The sequence below is a fragment of the Pseudomonas gessardii genome, assembly GCF_001983165.1.
GTDB classification, from domain to species: Bacteria; Pseudomonadota; Gammaproteobacteria; order Pseudomonadales; family Pseudomonadaceae; genus Aquipseudomonas; species Aquipseudomonas gessardii.
This window is the reverse complement of sequence record NZ_MNPU01000058.1, coordinates 1-20,835: the sequence shown is the minus strand read 5'-3', so window position 1 is coordinate 20,835 and position 20,835 is coordinate 1. Positions and strand designations below refer to the sequence as shown.

Annotated in this window: 23 protein-coding genes and 1 pseudogene; 13 read left to right on the top strand and 11 right to left on the bottom strand. The window is 62.1% G+C overall.

Annotation, left to right across the window (positions count from 1 at the left end; genetic code table 11):
* Positions 1–24: 24 nt before the first annotated feature.
* The 3 genes from hemN to BLL38_RS26240 all read right to left on the bottom strand — a co-directional run bounded on the left by hemN (position 25) and on the right by BLL38_RS26240 (position 3,259).
* Positions 25–1,410 carry an oxygen-independent coproporphyrinogen III oxidase gene (gene hemN, locus BLL38_RS26250; RefSeq protein ID WP_076964893.1) on the bottom strand — a complete coding sequence of 462 codons (1,386 nt, stop codon included), beginning with the start codon at positions 1,408–1,410 and terminating at the stop codon, positions 25–27.
* On the bottom strand, positions 1,397–2,722 hold the full coding sequence (locus BLL38_RS26245) for an oxygen-independent coproporphyrinogen III oxidase (RefSeq protein WP_076964892.1): 1,326 nt from the start codon (positions 2,720–2,722) through the stop codon (positions 1,397–1,399). Before BLL38_RS26245 ends, hemN begins: the two co-directional genes overlap by 14 nt.
* A gap of 93 nt (positions 2,723–2,815) precedes the next feature.
* On the bottom strand, positions 2,816–3,259 hold the full coding sequence (locus tag BLL38_RS26240; protein ID WP_057959857.1) for a CopD family copper resistance protein: 444 nt from the start codon (positions 3,257–3,259) through the stop codon (positions 2,816–2,818).
* A gap of 329 nt (positions 3,260–3,588) precedes the next feature.
* On the opposite strand from BLL38_RS26240, the gene BLL38_RS26235 reads away from it, so the two are divergent.
* Both BLL38_RS26235 and BLL38_RS26230 read left to right on the top strand, forming a co-directional pair.
* On the top strand, positions 3,589–4,194 hold the full coding sequence (locus tag BLL38_RS26235; RefSeq protein ID WP_057959858.1) for an SCO family protein: 606 nt from the start codon (positions 3,589–3,591) through the stop codon (positions 4,192–4,194).
* Positions 4,194–4,664, top strand: coding sequence for a copper chaperone PCu(A)C (locus tag BLL38_RS26230; protein ID WP_057438666.1), 471 nt, complete (start codon positions 4,194–4,196; stop codon positions 4,662–4,664). Before BLL38_RS26235 ends, BLL38_RS26230 begins: the two co-directional genes overlap by 1 nt.
* A gap of 990 nt (positions 4,665–5,654) precedes the next feature.
* On the opposite strand, the gene BLL38_RS26225 is transcribed toward BLL38_RS26230, so the two are convergent.
* Entirely contained in the window at positions 5,655–5,984 is a 330-nt protein-coding gene (locus BLL38_RS26225; protein WP_076964891.1) for a DHCW motif cupin fold protein, read from the bottom strand.
* Between the two features lie 135 nt (positions 5,985–6,119).
* On the opposite strand from BLL38_RS26225, the gene BLL38_RS26220 reads away from it, so the two are divergent.
* Positions 6,120–6,614 carry an HIT family protein gene (locus BLL38_RS26220; protein WP_076964890.1) on the top strand — a complete coding sequence of 165 codons (495 nt, stop codon included), beginning with the start codon at positions 6,120–6,122 and terminating at the stop codon, positions 6,612–6,614.
* Here BLL38_RS26220 and BLL38_RS26215 read toward each other — a convergent pair.
* The gene (locus BLL38_RS26215) at positions 6,595–7,065 is read right to left on the bottom strand and encodes a GNAT family N-acetyltransferase (RefSeq protein WP_076964889.1); all 471 of its coding nucleotides are present in this window, start codon (positions 7,063–7,065) and stop codon (positions 6,595–6,597) included. The genes BLL38_RS26220 and BLL38_RS26215 overlap by 20 nt on opposite strands.
* Positions 7,066–7,257: 192 nt before the next feature.
* Between BLL38_RS26215 and BLL38_RS26210 the strand changes: the two genes are divergently transcribed.
* A complete protein-coding gene (locus BLL38_RS26210; RefSeq protein ID WP_057438669.1) occupies positions 7,258–7,590 on the top strand; it encodes a hypothetical protein in 333 nt (110 codons plus the stop codon).
* On the opposite strand, the gene BLL38_RS26205 is transcribed toward BLL38_RS26210, so the two are convergent.
* Complete coding sequence (locus BLL38_RS26205) at positions 7,583–9,196, bottom strand: ATP-binding response regulator (protein ID WP_076964888.1); 1,614 nt, start codon at positions 9,194–9,196, stop codon at positions 7,583–7,585. The genes BLL38_RS26210 and BLL38_RS26205 overlap by 8 nt on opposite strands.
* Positions 9,197–9,306: 110 nt before the next feature.
* Between BLL38_RS26205 and BLL38_RS26200 the strand changes: the two genes are divergently transcribed.
* The 4 genes and pseudogenes from BLL38_RS26200 to BLL38_RS26185 all read left to right on the top strand — a co-directional run bounded on the left by BLL38_RS26200 (position 9,307) and on the right by BLL38_RS26185 (position 11,293).
* Positions 9,307–9,909 carry a LuxR C-terminal-related transcriptional regulator gene (locus BLL38_RS26200; RefSeq protein WP_057438671.1) on the top strand — a complete coding sequence of 201 codons (603 nt, stop codon included), beginning with the start codon at positions 9,307–9,309 and terminating at the stop codon, positions 9,907–9,909.
* A 28-nt stretch (positions 9,910–9,937) separates the two neighbouring features.
* Positions 9,938–10,165 (top strand): annotated as a pseudogene (locus tag BLL38_RS31545) (ASCH domain-containing protein); the annotation flags it as partial.
* A 117-nt stretch (positions 10,166–10,282) separates the two neighbouring features.
* Complete coding sequence (locus tag BLL38_RS26190; RefSeq protein ID WP_076964903.1) at positions 10,283–10,720, top strand: GNAT family N-acetyltransferase; 438 nt, start codon at positions 10,283–10,285, stop codon at positions 10,718–10,720.
* Between the two features lie 81 nt (positions 10,721–10,801).
* A complete protein-coding gene (locus BLL38_RS26185; protein ID WP_057438672.1) occupies positions 10,802–11,293 on the top strand; it encodes a GNAT family N-acetyltransferase in 492 nt (163 codons plus the stop codon).
* Between the two features lie 14 nt (positions 11,294–11,307).
* On the opposite strand, the gene BLL38_RS26180 is transcribed toward BLL38_RS26185, so the two are convergent.
* From BLL38_RS26180 to BLL38_RS26170, 3 genes are all read right to left on the bottom strand, one after another.
* Positions 11,308–12,519: a TPM domain-containing protein gene (locus tag BLL38_RS26180; protein ID WP_076964887.1), complete on the bottom strand. Its 1,212-nt coding sequence runs from the start codon at positions 12,517–12,519 to the stop codon at positions 11,308–11,310.
* A 129-nt stretch (positions 12,520–12,648) separates the two neighbouring features.
* A complete protein-coding gene (locus tag BLL38_RS26175; RefSeq protein WP_076964886.1) occupies positions 12,649–13,026 on the bottom strand; it encodes a hypothetical protein in 378 nt (125 codons plus the stop codon).
* Between the two features lie 129 nt (positions 13,027–13,155).
* Entirely contained in the window at positions 13,156–14,721 is a 1,566-nt protein-coding gene (locus BLL38_RS26170) for a L,D-transpeptidase family protein (protein ID WP_076964885.1), read from the bottom strand.
* 37 nt (positions 14,722–14,758) lie between these two features.
* Here BLL38_RS26170 and BLL38_RS26165 point away from each other — a divergent pair, with 37 nt between their 5' ends.
* Genes BLL38_RS26165 through BLL38_RS26155 form a run of 3 tightly spaced genes read left to right on the top strand, consistent with a single transcriptional unit; the run spans position 14,759 to position 16,574 of the window.
* Entirely contained in the window at positions 14,759–15,457 is a 699-nt protein-coding gene (locus BLL38_RS26165) for a murein L,D-transpeptidase catalytic domain family protein (RefSeq protein ID WP_057438675.1), read from the top strand.
* Between the two features lie 44 nt (positions 15,458–15,501).
* Complete coding sequence (locus BLL38_RS26160; RefSeq protein ID WP_076964884.1) at positions 15,502–16,251, top strand: creatininase family protein; 750 nt, start codon at positions 15,502–15,504, stop codon at positions 16,249–16,251.
* 47 nt (positions 16,252–16,298) lie between these two features.
* Positions 16,299–16,574, top strand: a complete 276-nt coding sequence (locus BLL38_RS26155) for a hypothetical protein (RefSeq protein WP_057438677.1) — start codon at positions 16,299–16,301, stop codon at positions 16,572–16,574.
* On the opposite strand, the gene yfcF is transcribed toward BLL38_RS26155, so the two are convergent.
* The gene (gene yfcF, locus BLL38_RS26150; RefSeq protein WP_154220691.1) at positions 16,549–17,166 is read right to left on the bottom strand and encodes a glutathione transferase; all 618 of its coding nucleotides are present in this window, start codon (positions 17,164–17,166) and stop codon (positions 16,549–16,551) included. The genes BLL38_RS26155 and yfcF overlap by 26 nt on opposite strands.
* 228 nt (positions 17,167–17,394) lie before the next feature.
* On the opposite strand from yfcF, the gene BLL38_RS26145 reads away from it, so the two are divergent.
* Positions 17,395–18,717: a hypothetical protein gene (locus BLL38_RS26145; protein ID WP_076964882.1), complete on the top strand. Its 1,323-nt coding sequence runs from the start codon at positions 17,395–17,397 to the stop codon at positions 18,715–18,717.
* Here the strand turns inward: BLL38_RS26145 and BLL38_RS26140 are convergent.
* Positions 18,714–19,259 carry a DUF924 family protein gene (locus BLL38_RS26140; RefSeq protein ID WP_057438680.1) on the bottom strand — a complete coding sequence of 182 codons (546 nt, stop codon included), beginning with the start codon at positions 19,257–19,259 and terminating at the stop codon, positions 18,714–18,716. The two genes, BLL38_RS26145 and BLL38_RS26140, sit on opposite strands and share 4 nt — an antisense overlap.
* Before the next feature lie 134 nt (positions 19,260–19,393).
* On the opposite strand from BLL38_RS26140, the gene BLL38_RS26135 reads away from it, so the two are divergent.
* A complete protein-coding gene (locus tag BLL38_RS26135; protein ID WP_076964881.1) occupies positions 19,394–20,557 on the top strand; it encodes an acetyltransferase domain-containing protein in 1,164 nt (387 codons plus the stop codon).
* Positions 20,558–20,835 lie beyond the last annotated feature (278 nt).

Here is a 20,835-nt window from a genome sequence, read left to right as displayed (position 1 = left end):
TCGCCACAAGGGTGGATTCGGTGGTCAGACCGTGCGGGAAAACTGCCCCTTCTGCTGCCCACCCAGGTACGCATCAAACGCCATCGCCACGCTGCGCACCATCAGTTGCCCCTGGGGCAGCAACTGCACCCCATCGTCCTCGACATGCAGCAAACCATCCGCCACTTGCTCATCCAACTGTGACAACGCCTGGGCAAAGTATTCGGTAAAGCGGATCGCATGCCCCGCCTCGACCCCGGCAAAGTCAATGCGCCCATGGCACATCAGGCCGTTGATCACGTCCCGGCGCAACACGTCATCGGCGTTCAGGCGGTAGCCGCGCTGCACCGGCAACAACCCGGCGTCGATCCGCGCGTAGTACTGGGACAACTCCTTGACGCTCTGGCTGTAGCTGTCGCCCACCTTGCCGATGGCCGACACGCCCAGCCCGATCAGGTCGCAATCGGCATGGGTCGAGTAGCCCTGGAAATTGCGCTGCAAGGTGCCATTGGCCCGGGCCAGGGCCAGTTCGTCGTCGGGCAAGGCAAAGTGGTCCATGCCGATGTACACATAACCCGCTTCGGTCAGCCGGCGAATGGTCAACTCCAGCAGCTCCAGCTTGCGCTCCGGCGGTGGCATGTCTTCGGGGCGGATCATGCGCTGGGCGCGGATTTGCGTGGGCAAATGCGCGTAGCTGTAGGCCGCCACACGGTCCGGGCGCAGGGCAATCAGCTTGCCCAGGGTCACGTCGAAACTGGCCACGGTCTGCAATGGCAGGCCGTAGATCAGGTCCACGCTGATGGACTTGAAGCGTGCCTGCCGGGCGGCCGCGACCAACTGCACAATCTGCTCTTCGCTCTGCACGCGATTGACCGCCGCCTGCACATCGGCATCAAAGTCCTGCACACCAAAACTCAGGCGATTGAAGCCCAGCCCGCGCAGGTTATGGATGCGTTCCACGCTGATGGTGCGCGGGTCGACCTCAATGGAAAACTCATGGTTGTCGCTGGTATCCAGGCTGAAGCCCTGCGCCAGGCTTGCCATCAACTCGGCCAGTTGCGCATCGTCCAGATAGGTCGGCGTACCGCCCCCCAGGTGCAACTGGGTCAGGGGCCGCGTGCGGTCGAACAGCGCGGCCTGCATCTGGATTTCGCGCTTGAGGTAGCTCAGGTACTCCACGGCGCGATGGGTCTTGCGCGTGATGATCTTGTGGCAACCGCAGTAGTAACAAAGGCTCTGGCAGAACGGTATATGGATGTATACCGACAAGGCCTTGGGGGCCACCCCATGGTTGCTGGCCGCTACTGCCTGCCGATAGTCATCCAGGGCAAACGCCGAATGAAACTGCGGCGCCGTCGGGTACGAGGTGTAGCGCGGCCCCGGGCGGTCGTATTTCTGCACCAGGGCCCGGTTGAACTCAAACGCTTTCATGGTCGATGGTCTCATCGTTGGAGCAAGGGGGAACCGCGCTGCCTGCCCGGTCAAACAGCGCGCAGAGGGCTTCGACCCGCTGCCGGCCCGCAGGCAGCACACAGAGGAAGCGCTCGGACAAGTCGATCAGGCCGTCCTGGTGCAGATGCTCCAGCAACGGCCAGATCGCCGAAAAGTAGCGGGAAAAAATCACACCATAACGGCGCTCCAGCGCCTGGATATCCAACTCCAGGTCACAGGCCAGGCGCTCCATGACATGCTGACGGATCTGATCGCCCGCCTCGCAGCGCCAGCCGCGGGCGGTGGGCAACAGGTCGCTGTCCAACTGCTGACGATAGCGCGCCAGGTCGTCGGTGTTTTGCGCATACAGGTTGTCGAGCTGGCTGATGGCGCCCAGGCCAAAGCCGATATGGTCGCAGTAACCATGACGGGTAAAGCCCTGGCAATTGCGGCTCAGGCGTCCGTGTTCCTGGGCCAGCGCCAGGTCATCGTCAGGGCGTACGAACTGGCCCAGGCCAATGTAGTGATAACCGGCAGCTTCCAGGTGCTGGAAGGCGATCGCGCGCATCGCGCACTTGTCGGCATTCGACGACAGCGCCCGCGCCCGTTGCTGCTGGTAGCGCCGGGGGGCCTGGGCATAGTCGAACACTTGCAGGCGGTCCGGCTCGAGGGCGATCAGGCTGGCCAGCTTGGCTGCAAAGCTGTTGCAGGTCTGCCAGGCGTGGCCATACCCGAGGTCGACATTCACCGAGCGAAAGCCCAGGGTGCGCGCCGCGTCGATCAGCGACTGGATGGGCGCCGGGTCTTGATAGCCGGCCACCGAAGGTGTGACGTCGCTACTGGCATCCGACACGCCGATATTGATGTGATTGAAGCCCAGTTCACGCAGGCGGCCCATGGTCGCCCAGTCGGTGTGCAGCGGGTCGAGGTCGAGGCTGTAGTCACCCTGGTCATGCTCGAGAAAATGCAGGCGACTGCGCAGGTGCGCCATCAACCGCTGCAGGTCGGCCATCGCCGGGGTAGCGCCGCCCAGATGGAATTGATCCACCGGCTGGCGCCCGCCCACGTGGCAACCGACCAGGTGGATTTCCTGCTCCAACGCGTCCAGGTAGTCATCGGCCACCAGGCCCGCCGGCCATTGCAGGTTCAGCGCCAAGGGGCGTTGGCGCTGGCGACTGCTGCGCATGGCGCGCAACAGGTCGAGGGAGCCGATCCCCGTATGAAATTTGCCGATGTCGACCTGGCCCTGGTCCAGCACGCTTTGGTCACGGCGCAGGCGCCACTCGCGGGCGGGATGAATGACAGTGAGCATGACGGCCTCCGGGTCTGGCTACGGTGGATCATTGTGCGGTGCGACCGGACAGCGCACCTTGATATGCATCAAGGCCAGGGAATACGAGGGGGGTTACCAGGTGATGTAAAACATGCTTTTGGCCAGCAACACAATGGCGACCATATGGCAGAACAGGCTCAGATGAACGAAGCGCAAATAGGCCGCGCTGACCCGCCCACGACGCATCAGCCACACCGTCAGCAAAAAATGCATCAGCACACTGGCGGCGAGGATCAACTTGAGGGTCAGCAAGGCGCCGAATGCCGAACTCGATGGCGCCGCCAGCACCGGCAGATAGCGCAACCAGACCATGCCGATACCCGCGCCGAACAGCACCAGCAGCACCCACGGCATCAAGGCCCTGGCACGGTTGCCGATGCCCTGCTCCACCAGCAGCATGACGCGGGCCGGCAGTTGCTTGTGCACGCTGGCGAGGATCAGTACTTCAAAGAACACCGTGCCGATAAACATCAGCGCCGCGAACAGATGGGCCAGCAGAAACAGGAGATAGAGCATCAGCGCCTCACAGTGGGCCGGTCCGTATGGCGTGACTGTGCCCCAGGCCGGGGGGACGCTGCCTTGATGCGGGTCAAGAGCCCTGATAATCGTTGAAACATTTGCCCAAAGCCTTGTACGCCGGGCGTTTCAAGGCGTCTGCGACAGTGTGCCACAGACGCAATCGCCCCCTCGGCTGGTAAGGTGGCGACCGCCCCTGTGGCAGAACGTCGCAGATTATCAAGCGTGATCAACACCGGTAGACTACCCACCCTGCTTGTTCACCGCTTTTCAAAGCCTGACTGACCTGTTATGCGCAGCCGTCAGGCGCTTCACGGGACGCCCACTTCATGAATACGTTACTCACCCGCCGCAAGGTCCTCACCGGTATGGGCCTGCTGGGCCTGGGCCTGCTGAGCGGCTGTGACACCGGCCCCAAGCTGAATTTCAAGTACGGCAAGGATCTGAGCAACAAGATCATGGGCCGCACGTTCAAGCTCAAGAATACCGCCGGCGAAACCGTGACCCTGACTTCGTTTCGCGGCTTGATGCCGGTGGTGTTCTTCGGGTTCACCCAGTGCCCGGCCGTGTGCCCCACCACCCTGGCGCGCATGGCCCAGGCCAAGAAGCTGATGGGCCGCGACGGCGAAATCATGCAGGTGATCTTTATCACCCTGGACCCGGAACGCGATACGCCCGAAGTGCTCGACGCCTACGTCAAGGCCTTCGACCCCAGCTTCGAAGCGCTCTACGGCACGCCGGAAGAAATCGCCGTGGCCGCCAAGGAGTTCGGGATCTTTTATGAAAAGATCCCCGCAGGCGACACCTACACCCTGTCCCACACCGCCACCAGTTTTGTGTTCGACACCCGCAGCAACCTGCGCCTGGGCCTGTCGGCATCCCTTAACGCCAAAGAGTGCGCAGAAGACCTGCTCACCGTCATGGAGGTCTGCTAATGACTGCTGTCCACACCCTCAAGCGCATCGCCCTCGGCCTCTCCCTGCTGGGCCTCGCCGCCCACGCCAGCGCCCAGGTCCAGGTCAGCGATGCCTGGGCCCGCGCCACCGTACCGGGGCAGCATTCGAGCGGGGCATTCATGACCCTCACCGCCGACAGCGACAGCAAGCTGCTGAGCGTCAAGTCCCCGGTGGCCAAGGAAGTGCAGATTCATGAGATGAGCATGAAAGACGACGTCATGCGCATGGGCCCGGTAGATGCCGTGGCACTGCCGGCCGGCCAGGCGGTGAAGCTTGATCCCGAGGGTTATCACGTGATGCTGATGGGCCTGACGGGCCAGATCAAGGAAGGCGACCAGGTGCCGCTGACCCTGACGGTGGAAGATGCCAAGGGTGACAAGCAGACCCTCGAAATCCAGGCCCCGGCCCGCAGCCTGGGTAGTGCTGGTGGTCATCATATGAACCATTGATCCTGAGGGTGGGAGCTGGCTTGCTCGGGGTGGCCTTAGGTATCTTCTTCTGGGTATGTGTACATATCCGTTGCTGCGGTTACGGCCACTTAGGGTTCCGCCCTTACGGCGGGTCACTTTTGGAAAAGAGCCCCAAAAGTAACCAAAAGGGCTCTTGCCCCACCACTCGGCACCTCGCCTAGGCTCGGTGTGCCCGTCATCCGACATTGATTTGGGGGGCCGCCGCGATGGGCCATCCATGGCCCAGCGCGGCTAACCCGGCGTCCTGCCGGGTTACCCCCCAAATCAATATCGGATGACGGCCAGCGTGGTTTAACGGGGCGCCTCAGATCAAAAGCAAAGCGAGGCGGCCTGACAGCCGACCTGATCGTCGAAGCGTGTGCGTACCCCTGTGGGAGCTGGCTTGCCTGCGATGACGGTGCATCAGCCAATACATTTATCGACTGATACACCGCCATCGCAGGCAAGCCAGCTCCCACAGGGGGGAATGCAGCTTCGCGCCCCGGCTTTGCTGTTGCTGTTGCTCTGCTTTTGATCTGGCTTTTGATCTTGATCTCAGGCGCCCCGTTAAACCACGCTGGCCGCAGGCAGGTATTGCGCAGTGGGCACCCCGGCATGGATGCCGGGGTAGCCGCGACACGGCCAGGGATGGCCGATCGCGGCGGGCCCACGGAGCAATGCCTGACTGCGGGCATGCCGAGCCTAGGCGAGGCACCGAGTGGTGGGGCAAGAGCGCTTTGCTTACTTTGGCGCTCTTCCAAAGTGACCCGCCGTAAGGGCGGAACCCTAAGTGGCCATAACCGCAGCAACGGATATGTACACATACCCAGAAGAAGATACCGATGGCCACCGCGAGCAATCCAACTCCCACAGGGATCTTTGCCGAGCGCAGAGTTTTGTGCCACACCGCCCATCAAATACGGGAGTTGTGCCGAGACACCAAACTCTGAAAACCCCACGATGGATCCATCTCAGCCGATGGACGACTAATCAATCCACAATAAACAGCCTGGCCCCGGTGGCTGTGCTCGACCGGTGCCCGTCCCTGTCGTTGCCCACCTGATAACTCATCCCCGCCGTCAGGGTGAACTGGCGGCCATCCTCCAGTTCAGTCTGCAACTCCCCCTCCAGGCACAACAACACATGACCGCGCCAACACCAGTGGTCAGCCAGGTAGCCAGGGCTGTATTCGACCATGCGCACGCGGGTGGTGCCGAAATGGCAGGTGCGCCATAGGGCGCTGCCGGTTTCGCCAGGGTGCAACTCTGGTTCGACGCTCGACCAGTCGGTGGTGCCAAAAGGGGTAGCCAGTAGATCCATGATTGCCTCAGCGTTAAAGCAAAGAGCAGGACAGTACCCACAAGACCCGCCCGTCGAAAGACACAGATCGCGCCCATTTCTGGGATACAGGGGGTTGCCTTTGGTATCCTGCCGGCCCGACCTAGGTGCCCGGCCATGCACATTGCTCCGTCCCATATCCTCCACGAAACCGAACACTGGCTGCTCAACCATCACCTGGCCTCGGCCCTGCCCGGTTATTTGATGCTGGGGGCCAAGACGCCAATCAGCTCGCTGGCTGACCTGCCCGACGCGGCCCTGGCGGAAATGGGTGGCCTACTGGCGAAAACCCAGCGGGTGATGGAAGTACAGCTCCAACCCAAGTGGCTATACATCAGCCGCTTTGGGCATATGCCCGGTTTCCCGCTGCATTTTCATTTGATCCCGGTCTATGACTGGGTCGAAACGCTGTTCTGGGAGGATGAGCGCTACCGGGTGCTGCAAGACTTCGGCGCTGGCAGCGACGGGCAAGCGGCGACGGATGGGGCCGAACTCACCCTGTTTATCTGGCGCGAGTTCGGTGAGAACCCGACGCCACCCGCGACGGCCGGGCTCACGGTGCCGGGCGTGATCGAACGGCTGCGGGCGGCGTTCAAACAGTCAGGCGCTTGACCATCGGGATACACGCCAGCTCCAGCCCCGAAGGCGAATGATAGATGGACTGTTCGCAGCCTTCATAACCACGGCTGCGATAGAACTGCGCGGCATTCAACGTCGCGTCCAGCACCACCTCCTCAATCCCCAACTCCAGCGCCACTTGCTCCAGGTGCTCAAGCATCTGCTGGCCAAAACCGCGCCCGATAGAACCGGGCAGCACAAACAGCGCTCCCACTTCCCGGTGCGCCGGGTCAAGCATGCCCGTGGCGACCGGCTCGCCATCGACGCAGCCCAGGTAAAACGGCTTGGCCATTAGCGCGGTATAGCCGTCCTCGGCCGCGCCACGGGTCCAGGTCAGCATCTGTTCGGCGGTGTAGGCGCCGATGCATTGGCCGCGGATCGCCTGACGGCGAATGTCGAAGGCGATGGGGCCATCGTCGTCGGTGGCGCGTCTGATTTGCAGCATGCGAATCTCCCTGAATTAACTCTGTTTGCCGTGACCTCAAGGTGCCATTAGCACACTTGTGCTAATCGACCCCGCAGGCCCCCGGCGCTATATTCCCCGGTACTCCAATGCTCCCCGCCAGCACGTCGAACCCGCCGTGCAAGGGATCGTTGTGCGTTGAAAACACTAAAACAACCCCAAGGAAGACACGCCATGAAACTGCACTCCCCTGTCGCCCGCCTTGCCCTGTTGGGCGCCCTGATGCTCGGTGTTGCCGGTTGCAGCAATATCAAGCCCACCGAAGACCACCTCAAGACCCTCTCGGAAACCAACCTCGGCGAGCCGGTCAAGCGTGTCTCCAATGTCCGCAGCGACTCCATGACCACCTATTACATCGCCAGCACCGCCTCCGGTGACTACAACTGCTCCGTGCCCAGCGGTGCCAGCGGCGGGATGTTTGCAGTGGCCAGCTTTGGCATGATGAAACCCGCCGCCTACTGCCAACCCAAGGGCGCCCGGGGTAACGGGTTGACGCCGTTTAACTAGTAACCGGCCCCTGGCTGAGGTCGCGCAGGGTGCCCCGTAGTTCAGCGGGGCGCACTGGCTTGGACAAAATGGCGATCTGCCGGTCGTGCAGCGCCGCCTGGATCTTCTCCACCTCATGCCCGGTCAGAATCAGCGCCGGCACCGCCACGCCACGCTGTGCACGCAACCGGTCGATGCACTCGATACCGGTGGCGTGATTGCCCAGGTCATAGTCGGCGACGATGATGTCGCAATCGCTGACCAGGTTATGCCCGCTCGACTCCGCCTGCACCTGGCAGCCCCAACGCTCCAGCAATGCCTGGGTGGCCAGCAGCACGTTGTGGTCATCTTCCACCAGGCACACTTTCAAGCCGGTCAACAGCCCCGCCTGGCGTGCATCGTCGCGCACCGGGGGTTGATGGGGCGCGGTCGCCAGGTGCAACCCGCGCAGGCTGACGGACGTGCCATGGCCCACCCGGGAGCGCAGCACCACGTCCATGTCCATCAACTGCCCCAGACGCTTGACGATGGACAAGCCCAGGCCGACCCCTTCGACGTCCTTGTCGCGCAGGTGGCGGACGCGATAGAACTCCTCGAAGACCCGCGGCAGATGCTCCTCGGCAATCCCCCGGCCCTGGTCGTGAATCTCCACCCGCACCTCGCCGCCGCGCTGGCGCACGCCGATCAGTACCGGGCGCTGGCCGCCGTACTTGAAGCAATTGGAGAGCACGTTCTGCACCATCGTTGCCAACAGCGCCGGATCCACCCGCACCCAGTGGGCGCAGGGGCGCAGGCGCAGTTCTACGCCGGCCCAGCGTGCGGCTTCGGCGTTTTGCCGCAGCAGGTCGGCCAGCCACTCACCCAGATGCACCACCTGGTATTTGGGCAGCAGCCGGCCGTTATCCAGGGTGTAGAGATCGAGAATGGAGCGGAACAACTGCGAGACGTTGAGCAGCGAACGGTCGATATTGTCCACCAGCCGCCGCTCCTCATCGCCCAACCGCGCTTCACGCAGGCACGCCGTAAACAGGCCGATGGAGTGGATGGGCTGGCGCAGATCATGGCTGGCCTGGGCGAGGAAGCGCGACTTTTCCAGGTTGGCGGCGGTGGCCTCTTCAGACGCCTTGCGCGTGCGCTCCAGCAGCAGGTGGGCGTAGACCGGGATCACCGTGCTGGTAATCATCAGCATCAGCACCATAAAGGGCTGCGCCTGCCACAACGGGGTCAGCCGATACACAATCAGCAGCGCCAGCAACGCCAGGCCCGTGGCAATCGCCAGGTAGCGCGAGCCATAACGCATGCCATTGCCCAGGTTGACCCAGACCATCACCGCATACAGCGGCAATGCCGCCTCGCCGCCGACTACCAGGCCGAACGAGGTGCCGGTGTAGTCGTGGATCATCCCGAAAACCCGTCGCGCCGGGTAATGCCCGGGCCAGCGTGCGATCACCTGGCGCAGCACAACCGAGACCAGCAGAAACAGGCAAATATAAATAATCACCGGCACATAGCGGTCCATCGACTGCCCCGGCAAAAAGCCCAGCAGGCTGATGTACACAATGGCGCAGACGGCCACCACAATACGCAGGTTGGCTTGGTCCAGTTCGGCGTCTTTCACGAACTTCATGGGCAACGTCCTTGTACGGTCATCGTCTAAACTGTGCCCCCAGCAGGCAGGCGCTGAGCAGAATGGTAAAGTAGCACGCCACACAACCTGGCCCCAGGGAGGAGCACACCATGACATGCCGGATCATCATCGCCGACGACCATCCCATGTTTCGAGAAGGCATGCTGCGCACCGTGCAACGCCTGCTGCCCGAGGCCCGCGTGGAACAGGCCGGCGACCTGGATACAGTGCTGCACCTGCTCAAGAGCGGCAGCGAAGTCGACACCCTGATCCTCGATTTGCGCTTCCCCGGCCTGACCTGTATCAGCCAGTTGGGCGAGCTGCGCCAGCAACTGCGGCGCACCACGCTGATCGTGGTGTCGATGGTCGATGACCCGGGGTTGATCGAACAGGTGATGGCGCTGGGCGCCGATGGTTTTATCGGCAAGAACATCGCCCCCGAAGAAATCGGCCAGGCCCTGCTCGCCATCCGCCAGGGCGAGGTGCTGGTCAAGTTCGCCCCCTCGGGGCTGTTGCCCCTGGACACCAACACCCTGACCGCGCGCCAGCAGGAGGTGTTGCGACTGATCGCCCAAGGCAAGACCAACAAGGAAATCGCCAAGGCCCTGGATATTTCGCCGTTTACCGTACGCATCCATGTGTCGGGGTTGTTGAGAAGTCTGAACGTGCCATCGCGGGCAGCGGCGGCAGTGAAGTACAACACCCCTCTTTAGGAGCAGCACCATCAAAGCCCTCTCCATCGTGCGCCCCAGCGGCAGCCGCATCGCCGCAGGCGAAAAAACCCTGGAAATCCGCCGCTGGCAGCCACAACTGGAGCCGTCCCAGGACCTGCTGATTGTCGAGAACGGGCGCTTCTTGCATACCGATGACGATGAAGATGAAACCGGCGTGGCCGTCGCCATCGTACGGGTAAAAGCAGTGCGTGCGTTCACCGCAGAGGACGTGCCAGCGGCCTGCGCCAGCTATTTCGAGGAAGGCTGGCTCGCCTGGGAACTGAGTGATGTACGGCCGCTCACCCGCCCCTTCACCGCCCTGGCGGCACGCGGGATCTACGACGTTGAATTCATGGATAACAGCGAGAACTGCATGAACAGCCCTATCAGAGTCGCCACCCCGGCAGATATCGACGCCATCTTCGACATTCGCACCAGCGTCAGGGAAAACCACCTGTCCCACGAGCAGTTGGCAGAAATGGGCATCACCCCCGATGCCATCCAACTAGCCATGCAGCAAGCGCCCTGCGTCTGGGTCGCCGAGGTGCAAGGTGTAGCGGTCGGGTTTGCCATGGCCGATATCGACGACGGCTGTGTATTTGCCGCCTTCATCCGCCCCGAATTCGAAGGCCGCGGGCTGGGCCGCAAACTGATGGAGCAGGCCGAAGCCTTGTTGTTCCAGCACCATCGACAGATCTGGCTGGAAACCGCCCAAGCGAGCCGGGCCAGTGGGTTTTACCAGCGCCTGGGCTGGGTGGAGGTTGAGCAATTGGCGGACGGGGATATTCGGATGGAGAAGCACCGGCAATAAGCCCGGCACTGGGATTTTCGCCAGCGCACCGACCCCGCTATCATGCAGCCCCTCGTTCAATCGCCCAGCCCAGGAATCCCCATGCCCGCCCTCACCTTGCGCAACGCCACGCCGGCAGACGCCGCCCGCTGCTACGAGATCGAAATCAGCGCCTATGAGGGCGATGAAGCCGCGACCCTGGAGAAGATCGCCACGCGTATCGCCCTGTACCCGCAAGGCTTCCTGATTCTGGAAGCGGACGGTCAGGTAGTGGGCTTTATCAACGGCGGTTGCGCCCATGATGTGGTGATGTCGGATGAGGCCTTCAAGGAGTTGGTGGGGCACTCAGCGGATGCGCCGAATGTAGTGATCATGTCGGTGGTGGTGGACCCGGCGCACCAGGGCAAGGGCTACGCCACGCAATTGATGACAGCCTTTGTGCAGCGCATGCGCGGGATGGGCAAACAGACCATCCACTTGATGTGTAAGGAGCAGCATGTGCCGCTGTACACGCGCATGGGTTACCAGTATGTGCAGCCCTCGGCGTCAGACCACGGCGGGATGGCTTGGCATGAAATGGTGATGACGCTCTGAGCCGGCACGGGGCCTCACCAGCTCCCTGAGGCCCCACCGCCGCCGCTGGAACCGCCGCCACCGGAAAACCCGCCACCGGAGCTTGAACTTGAACTGGAGCTGGAGCTTGAACGGTCGCTGGAACCGGAGCTCGACCCGCCCGTGCCCTGACCATAAATGAACAACGCCGCGAACGAGCTGATGGGCCAGGCGAACAACCAGCCATCAAGCCCCATCTCCAGCATGTACCCCGCCGCGCCATACACCCCCAGCACCATCACCGATTGCACGCAAAAACCCAGCCGACTGTGTTTCCAGGCGGCTTTCATCACCGCGAACAGGATCAGGTACAGGCCCAGCACCGCCAGCGCGGCCAGCGGCCATGCCAGCCAGTTCATAAAGGACACTTCAGTCAGGTAGTGATCCACCAACCCCAGGCCGATGCTGTAGGTCATCAGCCCCACTACGCAATAAAACACCGCCTTGGCCTGCCATAACGCGCCGAACAGGGCCGCGCTGATCGACATACAAAACGGCAGCGCCAGCACATAGATCGGCCAGGCCTTGCCATTGATCGCGGCCAGTGCCGTCAGCAACACAGTCAGCACCAGGCCGGCAATCAGGCCGCGGCGCCAATGCAGCTTGCCCGAGGCCAGCAGCACCCCGCCGACGGCCCCCAGAATCAGCGCCAGCAACACCGCAGTTTCATCCACTGTTTCCCGGGTCTGGTCTACTGCCGGCAAGTCCCCCCCCTCGACCAGCACGGTCAGGGCGTCCACGGCGCGCTGCACACCGCCAGCGTAATCGCCCTGGCGAAACGCCGGGTTCAGTTGCTCCTCGATAATCCGGTCGCTCAACAGGTCCGTGACCACCCCCTCCAGGCCGTAACCGACTTCGATCCGCACAGTGCGGTCGTCCTTGACCACCAGCAGCAAAATACCGTCGTCGATGCCCTTGCGCCCCAATTTCCAGGCGCGAAACAGTTGGGTGGTGAATGTTTCGAGGTCAGCATCGCCCGTACTCGGCAGCAGCATCACGGCGATTTGCGCGCCTTTGCGTTGTTCGAGGTCTGCCAGTTGCTCAGTCAGACGCTGCTGGGTCGAGGTATCCAGGGTATGGGTCAGGTCGATCACCCGCTGGTTCAGCGGCACATTCTCCAATGCCGGAGGCGCCGTTTGCGCCACGGCCAGCGTGGTGAACACCATGACCAGCAGGCCCAAGACCGATTGCCGTATAAACTGCCCCATAGTTTGTTACCTGACGTTTCATCCTGAAGACGCCGACTTTACCTGATCAACCCGCGTTGAATCTCCAGGCTGACGGGAAAAGTTCGTGGCAACACGCGCCTACGAGCCGGACCTTCGACATCGCGACAATCAGGGATAACTCAGCGTCACCAGGTAAGCCCCTGAACGCAACGGTTTGCCTGCCGCATCGCTCAAGTTGTATTGCCGATCGAAGTAACGACCATCGCGCGTTTCAGTCACCATCTTGACCTTGACCACCGAGTGGTCCAAGGCACTGACGGTACGCACCGGTTCGACCCCCTGGGCGCTGACGTTGCTTGCGGGTACAAACTGCGGGCAACCACTCAGGGCCAATGTCGCCCCCGCCCCGTCGCCCGTAGTGCATGTTGCCTCGACGATGCTGCCGCGGAACTGGATAACACCGTGGCTCACGGGCGCCGCCTGGGCAGTGCCACTGACGAGCGCGAAAAACAGGCTGATACCGACTGCCAAACGTTGACTGCTCATATTGAACGCTCCTGGGTATGTACCCATCACGTCGGCAAGCTTGGTCGGTTTCTTGAGTGTTTGAGAAATGCCTGATGGTTAATTTTTCAAGGATGCCAACCGGGTCTCATATTGCGCGTCGCTGCGCACCTACAGGACCGCGCCCAAGGCCTTCAACAGCACGCCATCGCGGCCATAGATATCCGGCGCGTACAGCAACGCCCCCTGGCTATCCACCTGCACCGTCCAGTACCCCAGCAACACCGGGACCGGCGTGGCCAGGCGGAACTCATGGGTCAGCCCGGTCGCCAGCAATTCCTCGGTCCGCGCTTTTTCTGCCGGGTTCACCAGCAGATCGCGCAGCAGCATCGGCTGCTCCACCCGCACACACCCCGAGCTGAACGCCCGTGGCCCCTTGCTGAACAACGGTTGGCTGGGCGTATCGTGCAGGTACACAGAGAATGGATTGGGGAAGCGCATGACGATCTTGCCCAGCGGGTTGCGCGGGCCGGCGTCCTGGCGCAGGAGGATGTTGCCGGGGTGCGACCAGTCCACCTGCTCGGGCGACAGGGCGCGGCCTTCACTGTCGAGCACTTTGAGGTTCTGTTGGCGCAGGTACTCCGGGTTCAGGCGGATGGCCGGCAGTTTGTCCTCGCGCATGATGGTCGGCGGGATGGTCCAGGTAGGGTTGAGGGTCAGGCGTGTGATGCGCGACTTGAGCAGCGGCGTCTGCCGTTCGGCGCGGCCCACCTGCAGGCGGGTCTGCCACACGGGCACACCACCCTGATAGACACTCAACTGGGCCGCCGCGACGTTGACCAGAATGCCATCTGGCTCCAGGTCCTGGGCCAGCCAGCGAAAACGTTCGAGGTTGACCCGCAGTTGCTCGCGGCGCACCGCCGGGCTGACGTTAAGCTCGGCCACCGTGCCCGGGCCGATCACCCCGTCGGCTTGCAACGAATGGCTGGCCTGGAAGCGCTTCACCGCCGCCACCAGCTCATTGCCGTATTGATTGCCCTTGGGCACGCTCGCCAACTGGCCGCCACTGACCAGGCGTCGGGCCAGGGCCGGTACCCGTGGGTCTTCGCCGCCGGGACGCAGCAATGGGCCGTCGGCAATCACACCCCACTGCGGCAAGGGTTGCAGGCGTTGGGTGGCATAGGCCGCGCGCAGGCTACGATACAGACCGGCTGAGGGCCGGGCCTGGTCGAACGCCGCCGGCATGTCCGCAAGCCCCGCGTTGGCCAGGGCCAGCACCGCAACGGCCGGATCCTCAGTTGGCGGCTGGGAATGCCACAGCGGCTCGTAATGGGCCTGTTGCAAACGGCCATAGTGCAAGTCATGCAGGGCCTGCAGGTAGTGCTGGCTGGTTGCGAAGTCGGTACACAGCACATTGCTGGTGGTTGCCACGTCGGGCAGCCGGTAGTGCGCCGGATCGAGGCCGTCGTCGGCCAGCAACAGCAACTGGCCCTGCAGGGCCGTTCGGCGATCGTCCACCGACCACAGGGCAGCATTGCCTTGTTGCTGGTAAAAAGCCTGCAGCCGCAGCTCGGCCGGTGTATCCAGTTGGGTCGCCAAATCGGGGCAAACACTCGACAACTGCCCAAGTGCCAGCTGTACTGGGTTTGGCGGCTCGACCGGCAGTTCATCGGCCATGGCGACCAATGGTGCTACGAGCAAGCAAAGGCTCAAGTAACATGCGTGTTTTTTGAACAATGGCTTAGCTCCAATCTACGGCGGAGATGCTAGATAAATGCTGAATATTTACTGCCGACTCGGCCTGATCGCCGCCACCCTGGGCGCGTTCTGTACGGGTGCCTTCGCAGAGAATGCCAAACCTCATACCTTGTATAACAGCCTGGCGCGCTCGGCTCCAGAACTCAATCCCACTGTACTTAAAAGTGCCCTCAGCGCGATGCAATGTGCTGTCAATAACGGCCAGGAACGCTCTGAACGCCTGGCCGTGATCGACTACTCGCAACCTTCGACCGCCCGTCGCCTGTGGATTTTCGATCTGCGGCAAAAAAAACTGGTGCTACGCGACCTGGTAGCCCACGGGCAAAAATCCGGGGAAAACTTCGCCACCCAGTTCTCCAACAGCGAAGGCAGCCATCAATCCAGCCTCGGGTTGTTCCGCACCCAGGAGAGCTACCAGGGCACCCATGGCTACTCGCTGCGCATGGACGGCCTGGAGCCGGGGTTCAATGACCAGGCCCGCGACCGTGCCATCGTGATCCACGCCGCCGACTACGTCAGCCCCTTGTGGAGCAAGCGTGAAGGCCGCATCGGCCGCAGCCAGGGCTGCCCCGCCGTGCGTCCGCAGGTGGCGCGCCAGGTGGTGGACAAACTCAAGGATGGCCAGTTCATGTTTTCCTGGTACCCCGACCAGCGCTGGCTGAAATCCTCGCCCTACCTCAATTGCAAGCCGCGCCAGATCGCCAGCGCCGGTTGAGGTAGTATCTGGAAGGCCGAGCCTGACCAGAGAGAGAACCTCCAATGCTTTTGCACCAGTCAACGTGGATCGAGATAAGCCAATTTCTCGACCGTAGCCGCACCGTGGTGATTCCTATCGGTTCCAATGAACAACATGGCCCTACCGGCCTGTTGGGCACCGATTGGATGTGCCCGGAAATCATTGCCCATCACGCGCAAAAAGACGCCGATATCCTGGTCGGCCCGACCTTCAATATCGGCATGGCCCAGCATCACCTTGGGTTCCCCGGCACCATCTCCCTGCGCCCGTCGACGTTTATCGCCGCCATCGGTGACTGGACCCGCTCCCTGGCGGCCCACGGCTTCGAGAAAATCCTGTTTCTCAATGGCCACGGCGGCAATATCGCCACCATCGAAGCCGCCTTTTCCGAACTGTACGCCGAGGCCAGCTTCGCCCGTCGCCCTGCCGGCTTTGCCTTGAAGCTGTGCAACTGGTGGGACCTGGAAGGTGTTGGCGAACTGGCGCGCGCGCAGTTCCCGACGGGGCATGGCACCCATGCCACCCCTTCCGAGATTGCGATTACCCAATGGGCTTATCCGGACTTGATCAAGACCGCCGACTATTCACCGCAGATAGCGTCTTCCGGCCCGATCCGCGAGGCACAGGATTTCCGCGCCCGCCACCCGGATGGCCGGATGGGTTCCGACCCGACCCTGGCAACGCCTGAGAAAGGTGCTGAACTGGTGGTGCTGGCCGCCAAGGGCCTGGTGTCCGCAGTGGAGGCTTTCAGCCGCGAAGCCATGCCACACTGACGGTTGCGACACCGGCACACAATAAAATCTATAAGAAGGACCTCTCCATGAAACCCCATCAGAAGACCTTTGATCGCATCCGCAACGCCGTCCTGCCAGAGTATCGCGAGCGCGTTGCCGACTATTTGATCGAGTACGAAAACGTCCTGCAGGACCCGACTGCCGATGCCGATCAGGCCAGCGCCGCCGCCCAGCAGTTGCGCGGCTACATACGCGGCCTGAACACCACCCGGGTGCTCGGCATGGAAGACTGGGAAGACCTCGACCGCCGAGTCGCGCAGGAATGGCCGCTGGGCGCTACAACGCCGGACGTGCCTGGTTGACCCAGGCCTGTACCGATGGCCGCTGCCACTGACGCTGGGCATATGCCACCAACCGCGCGGGCACCGGATCGCCATTGAGGATCAGCCGGTTGAGCATCACGGCCAGGTCCACATCGGCAATCGACCATTGGCCAAACAGGTAGTCGTCGCCCTCGGCCAACCATTGCTGCGCCGCCGCAATCAGCTTGTCGGCCGCCACCTGGGCCTGGGTTGATAACGGGCCATACTGGACCCCGCAAAACACCACCAGTGTGGAGCGTTCCTGGCGGATCGCCAGCAGATCGCTGCGCAACCATGCCTGAATCTGCCGTGCCCGCGCACGTTGGCGCGGCTCCCTGGGGTACACCGGCACCTGCGGGAACACATCCTCCAGGTACTCGGTAATCGCCGACGACTCGGACAAGGCAAACCCAGCCTGCTCCAGGGTCGGCACCCGCTGGGTCACGGACAGCCCGGTAAACACCGGCGACTGCTGCTCCAGCGCGTCAAGGTCGAGGGGGCGCACCTCGAACGGTAGGCCTTTTTCCCGCAGGGTCACAAACACCGACATTGCATACGGGCTGGTGAACAGGGCATCGACATACAAGCGCATCGGCAGGTCAGTCACGGTGGCATCTCCTTGGGTGAGCAGCCACGCTACGAGATGTGCAGCGATAAATACAATGTCGCTTTTTTATGGGGCCATTCCTGAAGGGAATAGCCGCTCAAAATGCAGGAACACCCCGTAAATGTGGGGGCTTTCCAGAGCTGGCGATTTAATGGCAACACCGCCGGCCTTGACTATTCTTCGCTGAGGCGACCGCCCGTCAAGGAGAACCCCATGCACGCTTTGCAACCCGCTTACCTGCTGGCAACCGTAACCCTGCTGAATCTCGGCGGCTGCGCAATCAGCAACCAAGGCGCTGTCGACTATCGCTATCACCGCCCCGGCGCGGTTGACGGTCCGCTAAGCGCCAAAAACATCTACGCCAGCGAGGCGAAACACCTGCTCAAAGCCGGCGACCCTATCGCCATTACCCTCAAGACCGTCTTTATCAAAGACCTGACCGAATGGACCAGCCCCTTGCGCCTGGCCCGCGGCGAGCCCGCCACCGGCGATATTGCGATTGTAGCCAGCACCTGTGAAAGCCCTTGCGACCGTAAACACGGCCCCGAAGGCATCCGTAGCTCCAAAGTCATCTTCTACTCCAATGACGTGCGCGAAAACCAATACCTGAACCTCTCCAACCTCAATAACGTCTACGGCCCGATGACTTACAACGGCAACCCCTTCAAGTTGGATATCTACATCATCGAGCTGGACGAGAGCGGCGCCCAGGTGCGGCAGATGCTCGGCAGCCTGGCCAGCCTGGGCAAGACCTTCTACCCGCCCGCGCATCCGGCAGCAAACGTGTTGTCGGCCCTGGCCGATACGTTTATTAAGGATGACCAGGACGACAATGCGTTTACCTACTCCTTCGACCTAGTGGGTATGAATACCCGTGTAGACCCCAAAAACCCCAAAACCGGCTACCTCGAGACCGGCGACTACGTACTGGTACGCACCGAAGACCGTGGTGCGGCGCCGCCGTGGGAGAGCCTGGTGTACAACAGCGCTCGCGCCCGTCTGGTGAAAAAGGATGGCACCTGCAACGCCAAGGAAGCACCCCGGGATGGCTGTGACTATCGAGACAACTCCTATGTAGTGCTGGAGGTGCGAAAAGCCGAGGGCGCGGTGGCCAACGACTCCCAGCAACTGGTATTTTCGGCCTTGAAAAGTCAGCTGGACGCCGATGCTGGAAGCCGCGAAATCACCGCCGATAAAATCGGCGCAATCAAAGCCAGCCTGGAAAGTGCCGAAACCCGCAGCGACACGAAAAACCACATAGCACTGGTCAAAGACAGCCCCCCAGGCTCCATGCAACGCAGAGCCGCCGCGCTGAACTTTGTCTCCTCCTGGTTCGACCCGGCCACAGTTATCACTGCGGCTGACAAAGCCTCGGTGATCAAGCAGGCCAATGAGCTATTCGGCACGTGCATGAACCTTTCCACCAGCCAAGTCGCCCAGTATCAGGACGAGGTGGCGAAACGCATGCTGAGCAACAAAGCCCAGTTTCTCTCCGCGTTGGAAGCCTGCCGACAACCCATCGCCGTCGCGCCCTAGCCAGAGAACCCACCACCGCTGAGGAACGCCTGCTCCTCCTCGGTCGTCACCCGGCCCAACGCCCCATTGCGATGGGGAAAGCGGCCGAATCTCTGGATGATCTCGGCATGCTCCTTAGCCCAGTGATAGGTGTCGGCATCCAGTTGTTTGTTTAGCGCCAGGGAGCGCTGCTGGTCCTCAGGGCTTTCGGAATGTTCGAAAGGCAAATAGCAAAACGCCCGCAATGCCGGGTCAATCAGCCGATCCATCCCGGCGTCGATCATACGTGCGGCATAAGCCCTGGCCAGTGGATCGGTCGCGAACATATGGGCGGTACCCCGGAAGGTGTTGCGCGGGTATTGATCGAGCAGGATCAGCAGCGCCAGCGCGCCTTCGGGCTCGTCCATCCAGTGTTCCAGTTCGCCCCTGGCTGCCTGGAAGTGCGCCTCGTGGAAGCGGGCGCCAAACTCGGCATCGAACTGTGGATCTTTCTTGAACCAGCGTGATGGGCCCGCCGCCATCCAGAATTGCACGACAGCCTTGATATCAACGGGGACGCTCATAAGTCACTCCAGGGTGGTCAAAGTCTGCGCCCTACCCTAGCACCTGCAGGGCCCGATTCCGACTGAGAAATCCACAGCTGCCGACCAATGTTATAAGATAACCGCCCCTACATTCCCGCCGGCGACCCTGCACCATGACCGACGCTGTTCCCGCTGCCCGTTTACGCCAACGCCTGCTCTCCATCGACGCCCTGCGTGGCCTGGTGATCCTGTTCATGTTGCTCGACCACGTGCGTGAGACGTTCCTGCTGCACCGCCAGGTCAGCGACCCGATGAGCATCGACATCACGGAACCGGCGCTGTTTATCAGCCGCACCCTGGCCCACTTGTGTGCGCCGGTGTTTGTGTTGCTGACCGGCTTGTCGGCGTATCTGTACGGCGAAAAGTACCAAGGCCGTGGCGATGTTGCGGCGTTTCTGTTCAAGCGCGGGCTGTTCCTGGTGGTGCTGGAATTTACCCTGGTGAACTTCGCCTGGACCTTCCAACTGCCCCCCAGCGTGATCTATATGCAGGTGATCTGGGCCATCGGCGTGAGCATGATCGCCCTCGCCGCGCTGGTGTGGCTGCCCCGCCCGCTGCTGATCGGCCTGGCGCTGGTGATCATTGGCGGGCATAACCTGCTCGATGGCGTGCATTTCGCGGCGGGGTCGGCGTGGCATATTTCCTGGACGATCCTGCATGAGCGCAGCTGGATCGAGGTGAGCGACACCCTGCGCCTGCGCACGACCTACCCGGTGTTGCCGTGGATCGGGGTGATTGCCCTGGGTTACAGCCTCGGCCCGTGGTTTTCCGGGGCAATGCCGGCGGCGCGGCGTCAGCGGTATCTGTTGCTGGCGGGCATTTGCGCGCTGGTGGGCTTTGGGGTGCTGCGCGCGATCAATGGTTACGGTGAGGCGCCGTGGCACAACTATGACAGTCCGGTGCAGACCTGGATGAGCTTCTTCAACATCACCAAGTATCCGCCGTCATTGCTGTTCCTGGCGCTGACCCTGGGCGTGGGGCTGGTGTTGCTGCTGGCCTTTGAACGCGCCGGGCAGCGGCGCTGGATCGACATACTGGCGGTGTTCGGCGCGGCGCCGATGTTCTTCTACTTGCTGCACCTGTATGTGCTGAAGGTGTTGTACGTGATGGGTGTGGCGCTGTTTGGCCTGAACCAGGGGACGCACTTTGGGTTCGACAGCGTGGGGGCGGTGTGGCTGGTGGCGTTGTTACTGCCGCTGGCGTTGTACCTACCCGTCCGCTGGTTTGCCCGGCTGAAGGCCCGGCGGCGGGATATAGCGTGGCTCAAATACCTCTGAGCACAAAGATCCATATGTGGGAACTGGCTTGCCTGGGATGGCGGTGGGTCAGTTGCCAGAAGCAGTGAATGGGCTGCCGCTATCGCGGGCAAGCCCGCTCCCACAGGGGGGCTGCGCGTGGCAGAGAGTTGTGGTGCCGCCACAAATCAAATGTGGGAGATTCTATGGTTTTGGGGAAGCCCCCAAAACCGCTTTTGACTGGTATTCGCTCAGGTTTTTCATGAGCGAAAAGGCGATGCGCGCCAGCTTGCGGCCAATGATGACCAGGGCTTGAGTCG